Source organism: Nonomuraea sp. NPDC054003, assembly GCF_055585125.1.
In genome coordinates this window covers 60,941-76,115 of record NZ_JBVJKR010000015.1, presented here as the reverse complement: position 1 = coordinate 76,115, position 15,175 = coordinate 60,941, and the positions used below count along the sequence as shown (strand labels likewise).

Here is a 15,175-nt window from a genome sequence, read left to right as displayed (position 1 = left end):
ACGGGAAGGTTAGGACCGGTGATGTGGTACGAGTGTGATGGATACAGCAGGGGGAACACTCTGACATCTAGGTGTGATACACCCCCATAGGCGTATTAATGTCCCCGAACTTGTCGCACAGTGAGAAAGTCAGGTCAATGCGGATTCTGGTCCTCGGTGGTGACGGCTATCTTGGCTGGCCCACCGCCCTCCACCTCTCTCAGACCGGGCACGAGGTCGCCGTCGCCGATAACTTCGCCCGGCGGCAGTACGACTTCGAGCTCGGCGTGGAAAGCCTGGTGCCGATCGAATCCCTGCAAACCAGGATTTCCACCTGGCACCGGCTGACCGGCAAGACCATCCAGGCGTACATCGGCGACCTGATGGAGGCGGACTTCACCTACGACATGATCCGCGGCTTCCGTCCGGACGCCGTGGTCCACTTCGCCGAGCAGCGGGCCGCCCCCTACTCGATGATCGACCGCAAGCATGCCGTCTACACGCAGGTCAACAACGTGGCGGGCACGCTGAACGTGCTCTACGCCATCGCCGAGATCGACCCCGAGATCCACCTGGTCAAGCTCGGCACCATGGGCGAGTACGGCACCCCCAACATCGACATCGAGGAAGGCTGGCTGGAGGTCGAGCACAAGGGGCGCAAGGACCGGGTGCTCTACCCCAAGCGGCCGGGGTCGTTCTACCACCTGTCCAAGGTGCACGACAGCCACAACATGGAGTTCGCCTGCCGGATCTGGGGCCTGCGCGCGACCGACCTCAACCAGGGCGTCGTGTACGGCCAGCAGACCCCGGAGACCGCGCTCGACGACCGGCTCGCCACCCGGTTCGACTACGACGCGGTGTTCGGCACGGTCCTCAACAGGTTCGTCGTCCAGGCGGTGCTCGGCCACCCCCTCACCGTCTACGGCAAGGGCGGCCAGACGCGGGGCATCATCGACATCCGCGACACCGTCCGCTGCATCCAGCTCGCCTGCGAGAACCCGGCCGACCGCGGCGAGTTCCGCGTGTTCAACCAGATGACCGAGTCCATGTCGGTCGCCGACATCGCCGAGACCGTCGCGCGGAGCTTCCCCGACGAGGTGACGATCAACAACCTCGACAACCCCAGGGTCGAGAAGGAGGAGCACTACTACAAGGTCGTCCACAGCGGCCTGGTGGAGCTCGGCCTCGAACCCCACCTGCTCTCCGACACGCTGATCACCTCGCTGTTCGACGTGACCAAGCGCTACGCCGAGCGGGTCGACCTCGACGCCATGCAGCCGCGGGTCGACTGGCGCGGCGCCCTGGGCGGAGAGAGGCGGTGAGCGCTGAGGAAGGCGCGTTCGCCCGGGCCACGGGCCGCACCGCGGAGCGGGAGGAAGGCGGCCACGACAAGCCGCGCTACCGCCGCTACCAGTTCGACCTGATCGCCCCCCACTGCGGGCGCAGCGTGCTGGAGGTGGGGGCCGGGCTGGGCGAGTTCGCCAGCCAGTTCACCGGCCTGGACCGGCTCGTGGTCACCGACGTCGACCCCGACGCGGTCAAGGTGATGAAGGCCCGCTTCGCCGGCCGCGGCGAGGTGGAGGCGGCCCAGTTCGACCTCGCCTGCGGAGCCAGCCTGGACCGCCCGGTCGAGACCGCGATCGCCATCAACGTGCTGGAGCACTTCGAGGACGACGCCGCCCTCCTCACCCTCCTCGGCCGCTCGGTCACCCCGGGCGGCACGCTCGTGCTCTGGGTGCCCGCCTACCAGAGCCTGTACGGCGACTTCGACCGCAAGGTCGGTCACTTCCGCCGCTACACCCCGGCCACGCTCAGGGACGCCGCGGTGCGCGCCGGGCTGGAGGTGGAGCTGTCCCGCCCGGTCAACCTGCTGGGCGGGATCGCCTGGTGGGCCGCGGTGCGGCTGGGCAAGGCGGGCTCGCCCAAGGCGGGCGCCGTCGGCCTGTACGACAAGGTCCTGGTCCCGGTCACCCGGGTGCTCGACCGGGTTCTGCCGATCCCGTTCGGCCAGTCGATCCTCGGCGTCTTCCGGGTGCCCGGCGACCGGGGGCACGCGGCGTCGTGATCCAGGTTCGTCGTCTTCTGCGGGGAGCTCTCCCGCGCATCTTCGGGCGCTACGCGATCGGTTCGGTGGTGGCGGGCGTGGTCAGCGAGATCACGCTGCTGACGGTCTACGGGCTGGAGCTTCTCGGCCCGTCGGCCGCCTCCGTGGTCGCGTGGGGGCTCGGCGCCGTCGTCAACTACGTGCTCAACCGGTGGTGGGCCTGGAAGCTGCGCGGCCGGCCCAAGCCGCTGCGCGAGCTGCTCCCGTACTGGCTGACCGCGGTGGTGGGGCTGGTCATCGCGTCATGGGGCACCGGGGTCGCCGACCGGGTGGGACACCAGATCTTCGACACCGACGGCCCCCGGGTGATCTTCGTGGGGGCCGTTTTCCTGGGGATCTACGGGCTGCTGTTCGTGGCGAAGTTCTTCCTGTTCCACTACTTCGTCTTCGCCGACACCCGCTCGGGTGAGGAGGGCGCCGAGCCCGCAGAGGAGGGCGACGAAGCCGGCCGGCGGCGCTCACGGAGCCAGGTCCCGAGCACGACCCGCGAGTAGCGGTAGCCGTAGACGAGGTTGCCGCCCTTCTTGGTGGTGCCGGCCGCGCGCAGTCGCATGGTGGCCGGCACCTCCACGACCCGGAACCCCCGCGAGATCACGCCGATCAGCAGCTCGGACGACTGGTACTGCGGCTGGGTGAGCGTGACCGCCCCGGTCACCTCCGCCCGCATCGCCCGCAGGCCGAACGAGGTGTCGGTGATCCGCTGGCCGGTGAACCGGCTGATCAGGAACGCGAACACGTGCACGCCGAGGCGGCGGACCCTGTCGTGGGTCTCCTGCCGCCCCAGCACGCGGGAACCGGTCGCGAAGTCGGCCTCCCCGCGCAGCACCGGGGCGAGCACCCGCTTGATGTCGGCCGGGTCGTACTGCCCGTCGGCGTCGGTGGTCACGATGTAGCGGGCGCCGCTCTCGCGGGCCAGACGGTAGCCGAGCCGCAGCGCGGCGCCCTGCCCGCGGTTCGCGGGGACGTCGCAGACCATGGCCCCGGCCTTGCGCGCCTCGGCCGCCGTGCGGTCGGTGGAGCCGTCGACGACCACGATGGTCGCGGTCTCCATCCCGTCGATGACCGCCGGGATGCCGTTCACCGTGGCGCCGATGCTGCGCTCTTCGTTGTACGCGGCGATGACGATCGCGATGGGAGGCAGATCCGAGCCGTATTCCGAGGTGAACTCCGCCATCGCGGCGGCGTCGATGTCCACCGGTGTCTCCGGGCTCGTCATGCGTCTTCCTCCGGTTTGTCGCTTTTAGCCGCAGATCATTCTGCTGCAGATGGCGTGAAGTCCGGCCATACTGTGGCCATTCCCGAGGTCAAATCGTGGCGAGGCTGATATCCGAGAGCCTTCGCCGCCGAGATGTCGAGCACGACCGCCGGCATCTCCCCCTGCTTCGCGGGGACGTGCTCGACCGGGATGGGCGCACCGGTGACCGTCCGCGCCGCGTCGATCAGGTCGTGCACGCTCACCGACGTGCCGGACCCGACGATCAGGGGACCGTCGTGGTCCTCGCGCCAGGCGAGCAGGATCGCCTGCACGACGTCGTCGACGTGGACGTAGTCGCGGAGCTGGGCGCCGTCGCCGTACACCTGGACCCCCCTACCCTCGGCGGCGGCCCGCATCAGCCTCGGGACGAAGCTGTCCTTGTGGAGCATCCCCGGGCCGTACACGTTGGCGAAGCGCAGCGCGCTCGTGCGCATGCCGTAGACGCCGGAATAGGCGCTGAGCAGCATCTCGCCCGCGGCCTTGGTCGCGCCGTACGGCGTGAGCGGGCGCAGCGCCAGGCTCTCGCTGATCCGGACGCCGCCCACGTCGCCGGTGACGGCGTTGGTGGACGCCAGCAGGAACCGCGGCACCCCGCGCTCCCTGGCGAGCTCCAGCAGCCCCGCCGTGGCCTCGACGTTGGTCTGGTATGTCCCGGCCGGGTCTTCCACCGAGCGGAGCACCGACGTGACGGCGGCGAGGTGGACCACCGCGTCGAGCCCGGCCGTCACCGCCCGCTCGCGCACCCCGGGATCGCGCAGGTCGCCCACGACGGACAGCACGCCGGGATCCGGGTGCGGGTCGAGGTCGACGACCGTCACCTCGGCCTTCTCGGCGAGCAGCGCCGCCACCAACCGCTTTCCGATGAACCCCGCTCCGCCCGTGACGAGCACGCGGGCCCCGGCCACCTCCGGCATCTCCTGGCATTCCTTTCCCTCAGGTCCCAGCGACGATACCGGCATCCGGAGGGTGGACCCGCATCGGTTCTGGCGATGTGCAGGGCATTCCCAGCAAACGCTTGGACTCCCTGCGTAGGCTACGGTCTTTGTCGTCCTGTCGACCGACCGCGAGGCAGTTGGAGGAGTGTACGTGAGCCCAGCTCTGGTGGTGGGCCCTCCCCTTGTGGCCGGCCTGGTCCTGGCACTGGCCGCGCAACGGCGCGGCTGGGCGCCGCCGCTGTGGGCGGCGCTGGCGGTCGGGGCCGTGCTCCGGATCATCGCGATGGCCTGGGCCGCGCAGGACCCCGCCCAGCCGTACGACTTCGCCAACGACTTCTCGATGGCGGCCGCCGAGGTGCTCGAAGGCCGCAACCCGACCACCCACATGCGCGACGGCGGCTGGCACTTCCTGCCGTTCCTCGCCTACGTGCTGGCGGGCCAGAAGGAGCTGGGCGACCTCATCGGGCTCTCCTGGAACTGGTCGGGCCGGATCGTCCCCGTGCTGGCCGACCTCGCGCTGATCCCGCTGGTGGCCAAGCTCGCCGGCGAGCGCGGGGCGCTGCGGGGCTTCCAGTACGCGTGCGTGCCGCTCGGCATCATGGTGAGCGGCATCCACGGCCAGTTCCCGCCGCTCACCCTGGTCTTCGGGGTGGCCGCGCTGGTCGCCGCCCGCGCCGGGCGCGCCCACTGGGCCGGCGTGCTCATCGGCCTGTCGGTGGCCTGCACCAACTGGTCGGTGCTGCTCGTGCCGGGAGTGGTGCTCGCCGTCGCGGGGTCGCGCCGCCTGGTGGTGCTCGGCTGGACCGCGGCCGTTCCCGGGCTGTGGCTGCTCAGCAGCGCGGTGTTCCTGGACACGCCGGTCACCGGGCTCGTCGACCTGGGCAAGGCCATCATGTCGACGCGCCCGGTGGTGGGCGACTGGGGCTGGACCGCCCTGGTCACGGGCGGCGACCAGGACGTCTCGTCCGTCCTCGGCAGGATCGGCACGCTCGTGCTGGTCGCGGGGCTGCTCGCGGCCGGGTGGTGGTGGCGCGGGGCCGACCCGGTCGACCTGACCCTGGTCCTGCTGCTCGTCTTCCTCATCCTGACCTACCGGCTCGGCGCCCAGTACCTGATGTGGCCGGTGCCCTACCTCCTGGCCCGCGCCGGCCGCGCCACCTGGCCGGTGATCACGGTGACCAGCGCCTGGGCGGCGGCCGGCTACCTGCGCGTCCAGATGTTCACCGGGATGGGCTGGTGGCAGTTCCACAGCGTGTGGGCCCTGTCCTCGCTCGTGGTCATCCCCTTCCTGATCGCCGCACTGCCGCCCAGAAACCCGCCCCGTCCCGGCCCCGCCGAGCCCGTCCGGCCGACGGGAGCCATGTCAGAGCCGTAGCCGCCCCCGCGTCAGCGGCCGGTGCGCGTGGACCAGAGCGCCTTGCCGCCCGACCTGACGTAGATCACCACGTTGCCGTCGTTCTGCACGGCCAGGAAGGCACCGGGCGTGGTCGTGCGGCTGTGCCACACGGCCTTCCCGGCGGCGTCGTAGACGACGAAGTTGCCGTCGGTCTGCATGGTCGCGAACGCGCCCTTGCGGGAGCCGGTGGTCCTGGTGCTCCATAGCGCCTTGTCCGCGCTGGTGTAGAGGACGAGGTTCCCGTCGCGCTGCATCTCCAGCCGGTAGCGGCGGTCGGTGGACCGCCGCAGCTGACCGGGCCGGAGCGTGTCGCCGGGGCGCAGCAGGTTGTCCAGGCCGGACATGCGGTCCCACACGGCGTCGCCCGCCTTGCTGTAGACGACCAGGTTGTCGTCGTTCTGCACGGCCAGGAACGAGCCCGGCCTGGTGGTGCCGCTGTGCCACACGGCCTTGCCGGCGGCGTCGTAGACGACGAAGTTGCCGTCGGTCTGCATGGTCGCGAACGCGCCCTTGCGGGAGCCGGTCGTCCTGGTGCTCCACAGGCCCTTGCCGGTTCCGCGCCGGTAAAGGACGAGGTTGCCGTCCTCCTGCATGACCAGCAGGTAGCGGCCGTCGGGGGAGCGCCGGGACTGGCCGGCTTTGAGGGTCTCGCCGGCCCGCAGCAGCTCGCCGGCGGCGGAGACGGTCGTGGCGGAGGTGGACGCCGTGGCGGCGACGGCGACAGTCGCCGGGGTGAGCGTCAGCGCGCCGCCGAGCGCCACGACGGCCACCGTCTTCATGGATGTACGCATGGGTGTGCCCCTTGGGGAGAGTGGTGTCACGACCGGTACGCACCGGTCGATGGCACAACCTAGGGAAGAGGCACGGGGTATTCGATCCTTTCGATACCCGCCTAACAGTCAGCTCATCAAATCGACCAGGGCCTCGCCCCGTGAGGTCAGTCCGATGCGCACGTGGCGGCCGTGCCGCTCGCGCTCCAGGAGGCCCGCCGCCTGCAACTGGTCGCAGTGGTAGCTGGCCGTGGCCGGGGTGCAGCTCAGGAGGCCGGCCAGCTCGCCCATGGTGAGCGGCACCCGGCCCGCCCTCAGTATCGTGGCGCGCACCCGGCCGACCGTCAGGGCCAGGCTGTCCTTCTCGTCGCTCTCCGCCTCGTGGCCGGACCAGAGCAGGCCCACGGCGGGCACGGGGTAGCCGATCCACGCCAGCCCCGGCCGGTCGAAGGAGAACAGGCACGCGCCGTGACCGGAGACGACCGGCACGAACGTCAGCTTCCTGCCGCCCAGGTCGAACCGCCGGCCCTGCTGGTCCGGCAGCCTGATGGAGGTGCCGCCGAACCTGAACCTGCTGTTCAGGCCGGTGAGCACGGCCTCCAGAGCGCGGGTGACCGCCGCGACGCCCACCCGCTCGCGCTCCTTGCCGAGCAGCCCGCCGGCGCGGTGCCACGTCGGCGCGAAGTCCTCCCACAGCCTGCGCATCAGCCGCGCGTAGACGCGGAGCCACGCCCGCGGGCGGTCCACGACGGGCTGCCAGTGGACCGGCGCCCCGGCCCCGAACTCCGCCTCCAGCTCCCTGATCAGGGTCGCCGGGTCCAGGTCCTCAAGCATCTCCAGGTAGGTCTCGACGTCGCCCTCGACCATCGTGGCCGTCGCCGTCAGGCAGTCGGGGATGATCGAGCAGTACGGGTCGAACAGCGGCTTCAGCGCGGCCGCGTCCTCGCCGATCACGCCGGCCACCCCGCGCCGCCAGTGACCGGGCACACCGTGCGGCCGGCCGCCCACGCTGCCCGCCGCCAGCGACAGCAGGCTGACGCCGGGGTGCAGCGCCACCGTCGCCCTGACCTCGTCCAGCGGTCCGAGTTGCAGTTCCGAGTACCCGTTCATCGTCCCCCAGCCGCCGGTCGAGCCCGGCCGATGGCTATTGTGCACAGAGCCTGGGGGACGCGGTCATCCGCCCGCAATCATTAAGAGAATCCTCGAAACGAGGGCCGACGGGCTACACGCGGCCCGGCCAGTCGGCGTAGCGGATCTCGCCGAGCACCGCGCCCTCGCCCGGCACCAGCGAACGCTCGTGCAGCTCGGCCCCGAAATAGCGCGCGTCCGGGTCGGTGACCACCTGGCGGGGGTCACCCCAGGCGGCGAGCGCGTCGCGGAAGAACTCGTCCATCCTGAACTGCTCCGGCCCGGCGACCTCGACCCTGCCGTTCAGCGGCGACCCCACCGCGGTCCTGCCGACCTCCTTGGCGACCTCGTCGCCCGCGATGGGCTGGTAGAGCACCGGCGCGATCCGTACGGTGCGGCCGTCGGTGGAGGCGGCGTCGGCGATCGTCCGGGTGAACTCGAAGAACTGGGTCGCGTGCACGAGCGAGAACGGGATCCCCGCCTTCTCGATCAGCCGCTCCTGGGCGAGCTTGGCCTGGAAGTAGCCGCTGTCCGGCAGCCGCTCGGTGCCCACCACCGACAGCGCGACGTGATGCCCGACGCCGGCTTCGGACTCCGCGGCGAGCAGGTTGCGCGTGGAGGTCTCGAAGAACTGCATGACGGCGCTCTCCTCGAACGACGGGGAGTTCGACACGTCGATCACCACGGCCGCGCCGGACAGGACCTCGGCGAGCCCTTCGCCCGTGAGGGTGTCGACCCCGGTGTTCCGCGCCGCCGCCACCGCTTCGTGCCCGTACTCGCCGAGCCTGGTCACGAGCTTCGACCCGATCAGGCCCGTCCCGCCGATTACCACGATCTTCATGACAACGCCTTCCTTGTCCCCCGGTGAACCAGGGTTCCCGCCCCTGGGACAAGGCAAGCCCGCAGTCCGTGCCAACTCCGGGGAAATTGTGCGGTCAGCCGGGAAGGCGGTAGACCGACACGTGCGAACGCGACTCGGCGGTGAAGGCGGCGCCGGACCAGTCGGCATGCCTGCTCTCCAGCTCGAACCCGGCCAGCTGCGCCATGCGAGCGACGAAGGCCATGTCGGAGCCGTAGCGATCACGACGAGATCTTCCGGACGTCCCCCGAGATCATGCCGGGCTCGTGAACCGGCGCCCTTGTCGATCGACGTGTTCCGGCCGGGCAGGCCGAGTCATTAGGCTGCCTCACGACGAGGGTCCCGTGCGGTGGGGGCGAGGTGACCGGTGTGGCGGAGGAAGCGGCACGGCTGCTGGTGCGGTTCGGCCGCCGTTACGCGGCCGCCGTGCGCCTGGCGACGCTGGTGCCGATCTGCGCTGTCGCCCTGTTCAGGGCGTCCCCGGAGCACTTCGCGGCCACCGCCTCGATGGTCGCCGTCGCGGCGGTGTGGACGTGCGGCTACGTATGGTGGCTGCGCCGGGGCCGGGGGGATGCGCTGCTCGCCCCCGACGTGATCGTCCTGCTGACCCTGACTGCGAGCGTCACCTGGACCGGCGCCCTTGAGGACACCAATTTCGGATGGTCACGGCTCCTGGTCACCTTCGCGTGCGTGACGTGGCAGTGGCACACCTCGCTGCCCGTGGGAGCCGCCGTGGCTCTGGTGGCCGGAGGCGGGGCGGCCGTCATCGTCGCCATGGCGGTGCCGGACCCGAGTGTGATCAGAGGCAACCTCTGGGCGGTGCCGGCGGCCGCGCTGTCCAGAGCCGCCTGGACCCTCCTGCGGCAGGCCGCAGACAGGGCCGACCGGATGGCGGCCGAGGCCGCCCGGGCGCGTGCCGCCGCGCAGGCGGCGGCGGCCGTCCGCGCCGAGGAACGCGAGCTCGCCAACGCCCTGCACGACACGGCCGCGACGACCCTCCTGATGGTCGGCACCGGGCAGGTGCGCTCCGACTCCGCCTGGCTCGGCCCGCAGGCCCGCCGCGACCTCGACAGGCTGCGTTCCGACAGCAGGCGGACGCCCCGCCCGGCCGACCTCGTCGACCTGCTCAGGGCCGACCTCGACGCCGCCCAGCTCTCCGTGGAGTTCGACCTGCCGGCACGCTTACCACTCCCGGCGGGGGTCGCGGCGCCCATCGCCGACGCGGCGCGCGAGGCGCTCACCAACGTGCGACGCCACTCGGGCACGACACGGGCGACCGTCCGCCTGCGCGGGGACTCCCGGTCGCTGCGGCTCGACATCATCGACGAGGGAAAGGGATTCTCCCTGGAAGACGTCCCGGGCCACCGCCGCGGCATCCGCGAGTCCGTGCGCGGCAGGATGACCCGCATCGGAGGCACGGCCACCGTCGTCTCCGCCGAGGGCGAGGGCACCCGAGTGCGGCTCGAATGGCCGGCCGGCCATGACTGACGCCGCCGGGGAGCGGACCGGGGCCCAGCTCAAACGCGGCCTCCGGATAGCGACGCTGCTCGTCGCCGTGGCGATAGCCGGCGGGCTCGGCGGCGCCAACCTGATGCGCCACTGGGACGTGTACGAGTGGCCGGTCGCCCAGGTCGTGGCTCTCGCGATGCTGGCGGCCGTGCTCGCCTGCGAGGCCGTGCTGCTGGTCCGGCGGCGCCCGTGGAACCGGCTGCGCTGGGCCGCCGTCGCCGTGGTGCTCGCCGCGTCCGCTCTCTCGTACGCGACGCTGCCGGACGGGCGGACGTCCACCACCACCGACTGGATCTTCGGCGCGGCGAACTGGGCGGGCTTCACCGTGCTGCTCGACCGCCCGTTGCGGACCTCGGCGGGGTTCCTGGCCGCTCACGAGCTCGTCGCCCTGCTCCACCTGTTCCTGTTCGACGAGCCCGACCGGCAGGCCCTGGCCCGGTTCGCCACCGGCTCGGTGACCGTGATCGGCTTTCCGCTCTGCGTGGCCGTGGGCGCGGCCGTGCTCCGCGGCCTCAGCGCGGCGGCGACCACCGCCCAGCGGGAGCTCGAACGGGTGCGCGTGGTGGAAGCCGTCGCGGCGGCGTCGCACCGCCGCAGGCAGCAGCGGTTCACCGAGCTATCGGCGAGCACGATCCCGCTGCTGGAGGGGTTCGCCGACAACTCGCTCCGGCCGGACGATCCTGCCGTCCAGCGGCTGTGCGCCATCGAGGCGGCCCGGATGCGGCGGCTGTTCGCCGAGACCGACACCGTCGCCGACCCCCTGGTACACGAGCTGCGCCACTGCGCCGACGTCGCCGACCGCAAGGGCGTCGAGGTGGAGCTGGACACGCGCGGGCAGTGGCCGACGCCCCCCGTGGCCGTCCGGCGCGATCTCACCGAGCCGGTGCTGACCGTGCTCGCCACCGCCGCCTCCCGGGCCAGGGTCACCGTCGTGGGCAGCGCGGACCTGGTGTCGGTGAGCGTCGTCGCCGACAGCGGCGAGGTGGACGTGCCGGATCCGGCGACGCCGGGAGTGCTGGTCGAGACGCTGCGCAATGACGAAACGGTATGGATGGAGGTCCGATGGCAGCCCACCGCGCCGGCGACGAGGTGATCACCGCGGTGATCGTCGATGATCACGCGGCCATCTCCGCGGGCGTCAGCGCCTGGTGCGCCGAGGCCGCGCCGCCGATCGACCTCATCGACGCGGGGGAGCGACTCGCCGACGTGTGGACCGGGCCGGGCGCCGCCGCCGACGTGGTGATCTTCGATCTGGAGCTGGTCCCCGGCAGGCCGGACTTCGGCGAGCTGCGCAGGCTGGTCCACAGCGGCAGGCGCGTGGTCGTCTACTCCCAGCACACCGACGACGCCACCGCGATCAAGTGCGTCGACCTCGGCGCGCTCGCCTACCTGACCAAGCGGGAGGGTCCCGAGCACCTGGTGACGGCCATCAGGGCCGCGGCGCGGGGAGAGCCCTACACCGCGCCGTCGCTGTCCGGGGCGCTCGCCGCGGACCAGTCCCCGGACCGGCCGCGCCTGTCCCAGCGCGAGACCGAGGTGCTGCGGGCGTGGTTCGTCTCCTCGTCCAAGGACCTCGTCGCCGCGAAGCTCAACATCACCGTCAAGACCGTCGAGACCTACATCGCGCGCGTACGCGTCAAGTACGCCAACGTCGGCAGGGCCGCCCGCACCAAGAGCGACCTCGTCACCCGCGCCATCGACGACGGCGTCATCACGCTCGCCGAGCTCAACCAGACGCTCGACCACACGGAGGCCACGCTGTAGGGCGTTCGCCGGACACCGGCCCGCCGCCCGCCTCCCTAGAGTTGCGATCAAGCTGCGGCCGACACAGGGGGGCCCGGATGGCACTGAAAATCAAGATCCTCGGACCATGGGAGGTCACGGCGGATGACGAACCGGTCAAGGTGGCCGGTGAGCGGCGGGTCGGCTTGCTGGCCCGGCTGGCGCTGAGCGCCGGCCACGTGGTTCCCGCCGAACAGCTGCTGGCAGACGTCTGGGGGCAGAGCACGGCGGCGACGGCGGCCAAGCAACTGCACATCGTCGTGTCGAAGATCCGCGACCTGCTCTCCAGGCACCAGGAGAACGAGGTCATCACGACCGTCGCCGGCGGATACCGGCTGAACGTGGAGCGGGAGAACGTCGACGCCCATCTGTTCACGCTGCTGAGCGGCCGGGCGGGCGCCGCGCGGGCCCGGGGCGAGGCGGCGACTGCCGACAGGCTGTTCCAGCACGCTCTGGCGCTCTGGCGGGGCGGCGCGCTGACCGGCATCACCGCTCCGTGGGCCCAGGTCGAGGCCGCACGCCTGGAAGAGGAGCGCCTCATGGCGCTGGAGGACCACGCCGACCTCCGCCTCGCCGCCGGTGACCACCGCGCGCTGGTGCCGATGCTCACCGCCCACACCCTGTCCCACCCGCTGCGGGAACGGCCCCGGGCCCAGCTCATGCTGGCGCTGTACCGGGCGTCCCGGGCGTCGGAGGCTCTCGCGGTCTACCGGGACACCCGGTCTGTCATGGTCGGCGACCTGGGCATCGAGCCGGGGCCGGGGCTGCGCCGGATGCAGGAGGCGGTGCTCCGCCGCGACCCGGCGCTGGACCTCGCCTCCCCGGCCATGCTCATGACGCTCACCGAGCGCGTCATCACCACCGCCCGGCGCTGACCGGTCAGCGGTCGGGGATTCCGTCCCGGGCCGGGCGTGACGGCTCCGGCGAGATCGTCCGGAACGGAGCCGCGGTCAGCCGGGAAGGCGGTAGACCGACACGTGCGAACGCGACTCGGCGGTGAAGGCGGCGCCGGACCAGTCGGCATGCCTGCTCTCCAGCTCGAACCCGGCCAGCTGCGCCATGAGGTCGAGCTCGGCGGGCCAGATGTAGCGGTGCGGGCTGCGGAACAGCCGGGCCTGCCTGCCGTCGTCGAACTCGAAGTGGTGCGAGACGACGTGCTGCGCCGGCACGTCGTAGGTGTCGAGACCGATGTAGCCGGCCTCGCTGTGGAAGACCGTGGCCCGCTGCCCCGGCGGGAGCTTGCGCAGCTCGGGCACCCAGAGCTCGATGACGAACCGGCCGCCGGGCGCGAGGTGACGGGCGGCGTTGCGGAAGCACGCGACCTGCCCGGCCTGCGTGAGCAGGTTGGAGATGGTGTTGTAGACGAGGTAGACCAGCGTGTACGTGCCCGGGGCGACGGCCGTCGTCATGTCGCCGGCGATCACGGGGATGGTCTCCTCGTCCGCTTTCGTCCGCAGTTGGTCGATCATCGGAAGGGAGAGCTCGATGCCGGTGACGCTCACCCCCCGCTCGGCCAGCGGCACGGCGACGCGGCCGGTCCCGATGGCGAACTCGAGCGCCCGGCCGCCGCCCGCGAGCTCGGCCAGGCGTCCGACCGTCGGCTCCAGCACCTCGGGCGCGAACATGCCGGTGCCCGGCGTGTCGTAGCGCCGGGCGGTCTCGGCGTCCCAGATGTCCTCCTGTCGCATGCGGCCCACGATCTCCCGCTCGTCCGCGCGCTGTCCAACGATTTCTAGCGCACCCGCTCGGCCAGGAACTCCTCCCACGTGCGCTTGCCCAGCTCGGCCTCCAGCGACAGGTTGTCGCCCGCCCGGTAGGCGCGGCCCGCCTTGCCCGGCATCCGGACCCGCAGCATCGGCCGCCGCTTGCCCCTGGCCGCCAGGTAGCCGCGCACCAGCTCGCCCATCCCGTACACCTTCGGCCCGGCGAGATCCGGCACCAGGTCGGACGGCGGGCCGACGGTCAGGTCCGCGAGGCGGGCAGCGACGTCGCGGGCGTCCACCGGCTGGAACCTGAGCCCGCCGGGGACCGGGACCACGGGGAGCTTGGCCATCGGCGTCACCGCCTTGAGCACGAGGTCGTGGAACTGGGCGGCGCGCAGCATCGTCCAGGGGACACCCGAGTCCATCACGGCCCGCTCGGCGTCCCGCTGGTAGCGGAACCAGGCCAGCGGCACGCGGTCGGCGCCGATCACCGAGATGTGCACCAGGTGCCGCACCTCCGCGCGCACGGCGGCCTGGACCAGGTTGCGGGTCAGCACGTCGTCGTTCTTGGGGCCGCCCGCCAGGTGCAGGACGGTGTCGGCGCCGTCCACGGCGGGCTGGAGGCCCTCGCCGGTGAACAGGTCGGCGGTCACGTCGCCGCCGCGCCGGCCGAGGACGCGCACCTGGTGGCCGGCGGACCGCAGGAGCGGTACGACGAGGCGGCCGAGCGTACCGGTGCCGCCGGTGACCAGAATCAGGGATGTCATGGTTTGCTCCAGTAGTCCATCGGGTGGGGTCTGCAACGCCGACACCGCGCGGGGAAGGAATGTGACACGGTGAACGAGCGCGAGCTGATGACGGCGTGTTTCGAGGAGGAACGCGGCCGTCTGCGCGCGGTGGCCTACCGGATGCTGGGCTCGCTGAGCGAGGCGGACGACGCCGTCCAGGAGACCTGGCTGCGGGCGAGCCGCGCCGGCACCGGCGAGGTGGCGAACCTGGCGGCGTGGCTGACCACGGTGGTGGGCCGCGTGTGTCTCAACGTGCTGCGTTCGCGGCGGCGACGAGACGAGGAGCCGCTCGGCGCGGGCATCCCCGATCCGGTCATCAGCCCGGAGTCGGGCGTGGACCCCGAGCACGAGGCGCTGCTGGCGGACTCGGTCGGGCTGGCGCTGCTGGTGGTGCTGGACACGCTGTCGCCGGCCGAGCGGCTGGCGTTCGTGCTGCACGACATGTTCGCGGTGTCGTTCGAGGAGATCGCGCCGCTGCTCGACCGGTCACCGGCGGCGGCCCGCCAGCTCGCCAGCCGCGCGCGGCGCCGGGTGCGCGGGCAGGCCCCGGTGCCGGACCCGGATCCGGCCCGCCAGCGCGACGTGGTGAACGCGTTCTTCGCCGCAGCCCGTGACGGCGACTTCGACGCGCTCGTCTCCGTACTCGACCCCGAGGTCGTGCTGCGTTCCGACGGCGGCGTGGCGCGGGCCCGTCACACGGTCGTCTTCCACGGCGCGAAAACGGTCGCGGAGCAGGCGGTCACGTTCGGGCGGCTCTCGCCGTTCGCCCGCCCGGCGCTCGTCAACGGTACGGCCGGCGTGGTCGTCGTGGCGAAGGACCGGCCGCTGTCCATCATGGCGTTCACCGTCACGGACGGCCGGATCGCGGCCATCGACGTGATCGCCGACCCCGAGCGCTTGGCGCGGCTGATCCCCGGCGTCTGACCCCAGGTCACGCGGGGGTTTCAGGTGCCACCCGCCCATCGAC

17 protein-coding genes are annotated in these 15,175 nt (G+C 71.9%); 9 read left to right on the top strand and 8 right to left on the bottom strand.

Translation table 11 applies throughout. The annotated features are described in order from the left end of the window. The first annotated feature begins 137 nt into the window (after positions 1-137). Genes ACZ6YG_RS33830 through ACZ6YG_RS33820 form a run of 3 tightly spaced genes read left to right on the top strand, consistent with a single transcriptional unit; the run spans position 138 to position 2,577 of the window. Positions 138-1,301 (top strand): NAD-dependent epimerase/dehydratase family protein, encoded by a 1,164-nt coding sequence (locus ACZ6YG_RS33830; RefSeq protein WP_466020246.1) that lies wholly within the window; start codon positions 138-140, stop codon positions 1,299-1,301. Beyond that, positions 1,298-2,044, top strand: coding sequence for a class I SAM-dependent methyltransferase (locus ACZ6YG_RS33825; protein ID WP_271275660.1), 747 nt, complete (start codon positions 1,298-1,300; stop codon positions 2,042-2,044). Before ACZ6YG_RS33830 ends, ACZ6YG_RS33825 begins: the two co-directional genes overlap by 4 nt. Continuing rightward, on the top strand, positions 2,041-2,577 hold the full coding sequence (locus tag ACZ6YG_RS33820; RefSeq protein ID WP_148035218.1) for a GtrA family protein: 537 nt from the start codon (positions 2,041-2,043) through the stop codon (positions 2,575-2,577). Before ACZ6YG_RS33825 ends, ACZ6YG_RS33820 begins: the two co-directional genes overlap by 4 nt. On the opposite strand, the gene ACZ6YG_RS33815 is transcribed toward ACZ6YG_RS33820, so the two are convergent. Further along, positions 2,460-3,299: a glycosyltransferase family 2 protein gene (locus ACZ6YG_RS33815; protein ID WP_271275661.1), complete on the bottom strand. Its 840-nt coding sequence runs from the start codon at positions 3,297-3,299 to the stop codon at positions 2,460-2,462. The two genes, ACZ6YG_RS33820 and ACZ6YG_RS33815, sit on opposite strands and share 118 nt — an antisense overlap. 35 nt (positions 3,300-3,334) lie before the next feature. Further along, complete coding sequence (locus ACZ6YG_RS33810; RefSeq protein WP_364229706.1) at positions 3,335-4,252, bottom strand: NAD-dependent epimerase/dehydratase family protein; 918 nt, start codon at positions 4,250-4,252, stop codon at positions 3,335-3,337. A gap of 172 nt (positions 4,253-4,424) precedes the next feature. On the opposite strand from ACZ6YG_RS33810, the gene ACZ6YG_RS33805 reads away from it, so the two are divergent. After that, positions 4,425-5,648, top strand: a complete 1,224-nt coding sequence (locus ACZ6YG_RS33805; protein ID WP_364229708.1) for a hypothetical protein — start codon at positions 4,425-4,427, stop codon at positions 5,646-5,648. Between the two features lie 11 nt (positions 5,649-5,659). On the opposite strand, the gene ACZ6YG_RS33800 is transcribed toward ACZ6YG_RS33805, so the two are convergent. From ACZ6YG_RS33800 to ACZ6YG_RS33785, 4 genes are all read right to left on the bottom strand, one after another. After that, positions 5,660-6,460, bottom strand: coding sequence for a hypothetical protein (locus ACZ6YG_RS33800; protein WP_466020245.1), 801 nt, complete (start codon positions 6,458-6,460; stop codon positions 5,660-5,662). A 108-nt stretch (positions 6,461-6,568) separates the two neighbouring features. After that, entirely contained in the window at positions 6,569-7,549 is a 981-nt protein-coding gene (locus ACZ6YG_RS33795; RefSeq protein ID WP_466020244.1) for a MarR family winged helix-turn-helix transcriptional regulator, read from the bottom strand. 112 nt (positions 7,550-7,661) lie between these two features. Then, positions 7,662-8,408, bottom strand: coding sequence for an SDR family oxidoreductase (locus ACZ6YG_RS33790; RefSeq protein ID WP_148035212.1), 747 nt, complete (start codon positions 8,406-8,408; stop codon positions 7,662-7,664). Between the two features lie 94 nt (positions 8,409-8,502). After that, positions 8,503-8,631 (bottom strand): hypothetical protein, encoded by a 129-nt coding sequence (locus tag ACZ6YG_RS33785; protein WP_466020243.1) that lies wholly within the window; start codon positions 8,629-8,631, stop codon positions 8,503-8,505. A 164-nt stretch (positions 8,632-8,795) separates the two neighbouring features. Here ACZ6YG_RS33785 and ACZ6YG_RS33780 point away from each other — a divergent pair, with 164 nt between their 5' ends. The 4 genes from ACZ6YG_RS33780 to ACZ6YG_RS33765 all read left to right on the top strand — a co-directional run bounded on the left by ACZ6YG_RS33780 (position 8,796) and on the right by ACZ6YG_RS33765 (position 12,592). Next, positions 8,796-9,914: a sensor histidine kinase gene (locus tag ACZ6YG_RS33780; protein WP_219546723.1), complete on the top strand. Its 1,119-nt coding sequence runs from the start codon at positions 8,796-8,798 to the stop codon at positions 9,912-9,914. Next, positions 9,907-11,028, top strand: a complete 1,122-nt coding sequence (locus ACZ6YG_RS33775; protein WP_219546722.1) for a hypothetical protein — start codon at positions 9,907-9,909, stop codon at positions 11,026-11,028. Before ACZ6YG_RS33780 ends, ACZ6YG_RS33775 begins: the two co-directional genes overlap by 8 nt. Next, positions 10,998-11,699 carry a response regulator gene (locus ACZ6YG_RS33770; RefSeq protein ID WP_219546721.1) on the top strand — a complete coding sequence of 234 codons (702 nt, stop codon included), beginning with the start codon at positions 10,998-11,000 and terminating at the stop codon, positions 11,697-11,699. The genes ACZ6YG_RS33775 and ACZ6YG_RS33770 overlap by 31 nt, the downstream gene beginning before the upstream one ends. A gap of 77 nt (positions 11,700-11,776) precedes the next feature. Beyond that, on the top strand, positions 11,777-12,592 hold the full coding sequence (locus ACZ6YG_RS33765; RefSeq protein ID WP_148035208.1) for an AfsR/SARP family transcriptional regulator: 816 nt from the start codon (positions 11,777-11,779) through the stop codon (positions 12,590-12,592). A gap of 75 nt (positions 12,593-12,667) precedes the next feature. On the opposite strand, the gene ACZ6YG_RS33760 is transcribed toward ACZ6YG_RS33765, so the two are convergent. Beyond that, entirely contained in the window at positions 12,668-13,405 is a 738-nt protein-coding gene (locus ACZ6YG_RS33760; RefSeq protein ID WP_466020242.1) for a class I SAM-dependent methyltransferase, read from the bottom strand. Positions 13,406-13,449: 44 nt separating this feature from the next. Next, positions 13,450-14,187: an SDR family oxidoreductase gene (locus ACZ6YG_RS33755; RefSeq protein WP_466020241.1), complete on the bottom strand. Its 738-nt coding sequence runs from the start codon at positions 14,185-14,187 to the stop codon at positions 13,450-13,452. Between the two features lie 69 nt (positions 14,188-14,256). On the opposite strand from ACZ6YG_RS33755, the gene sigJ reads away from it, so the two are divergent. Further along, on the top strand, positions 14,257-15,132 hold the full coding sequence (sigJ, locus tag ACZ6YG_RS33750; RefSeq protein ID WP_466020240.1) for an RNA polymerase sigma factor SigJ: 876 nt from the start codon (positions 14,257-14,259) through the stop codon (positions 15,130-15,132). Positions 15,133-15,175: the final 43 nt, after the last annotated feature.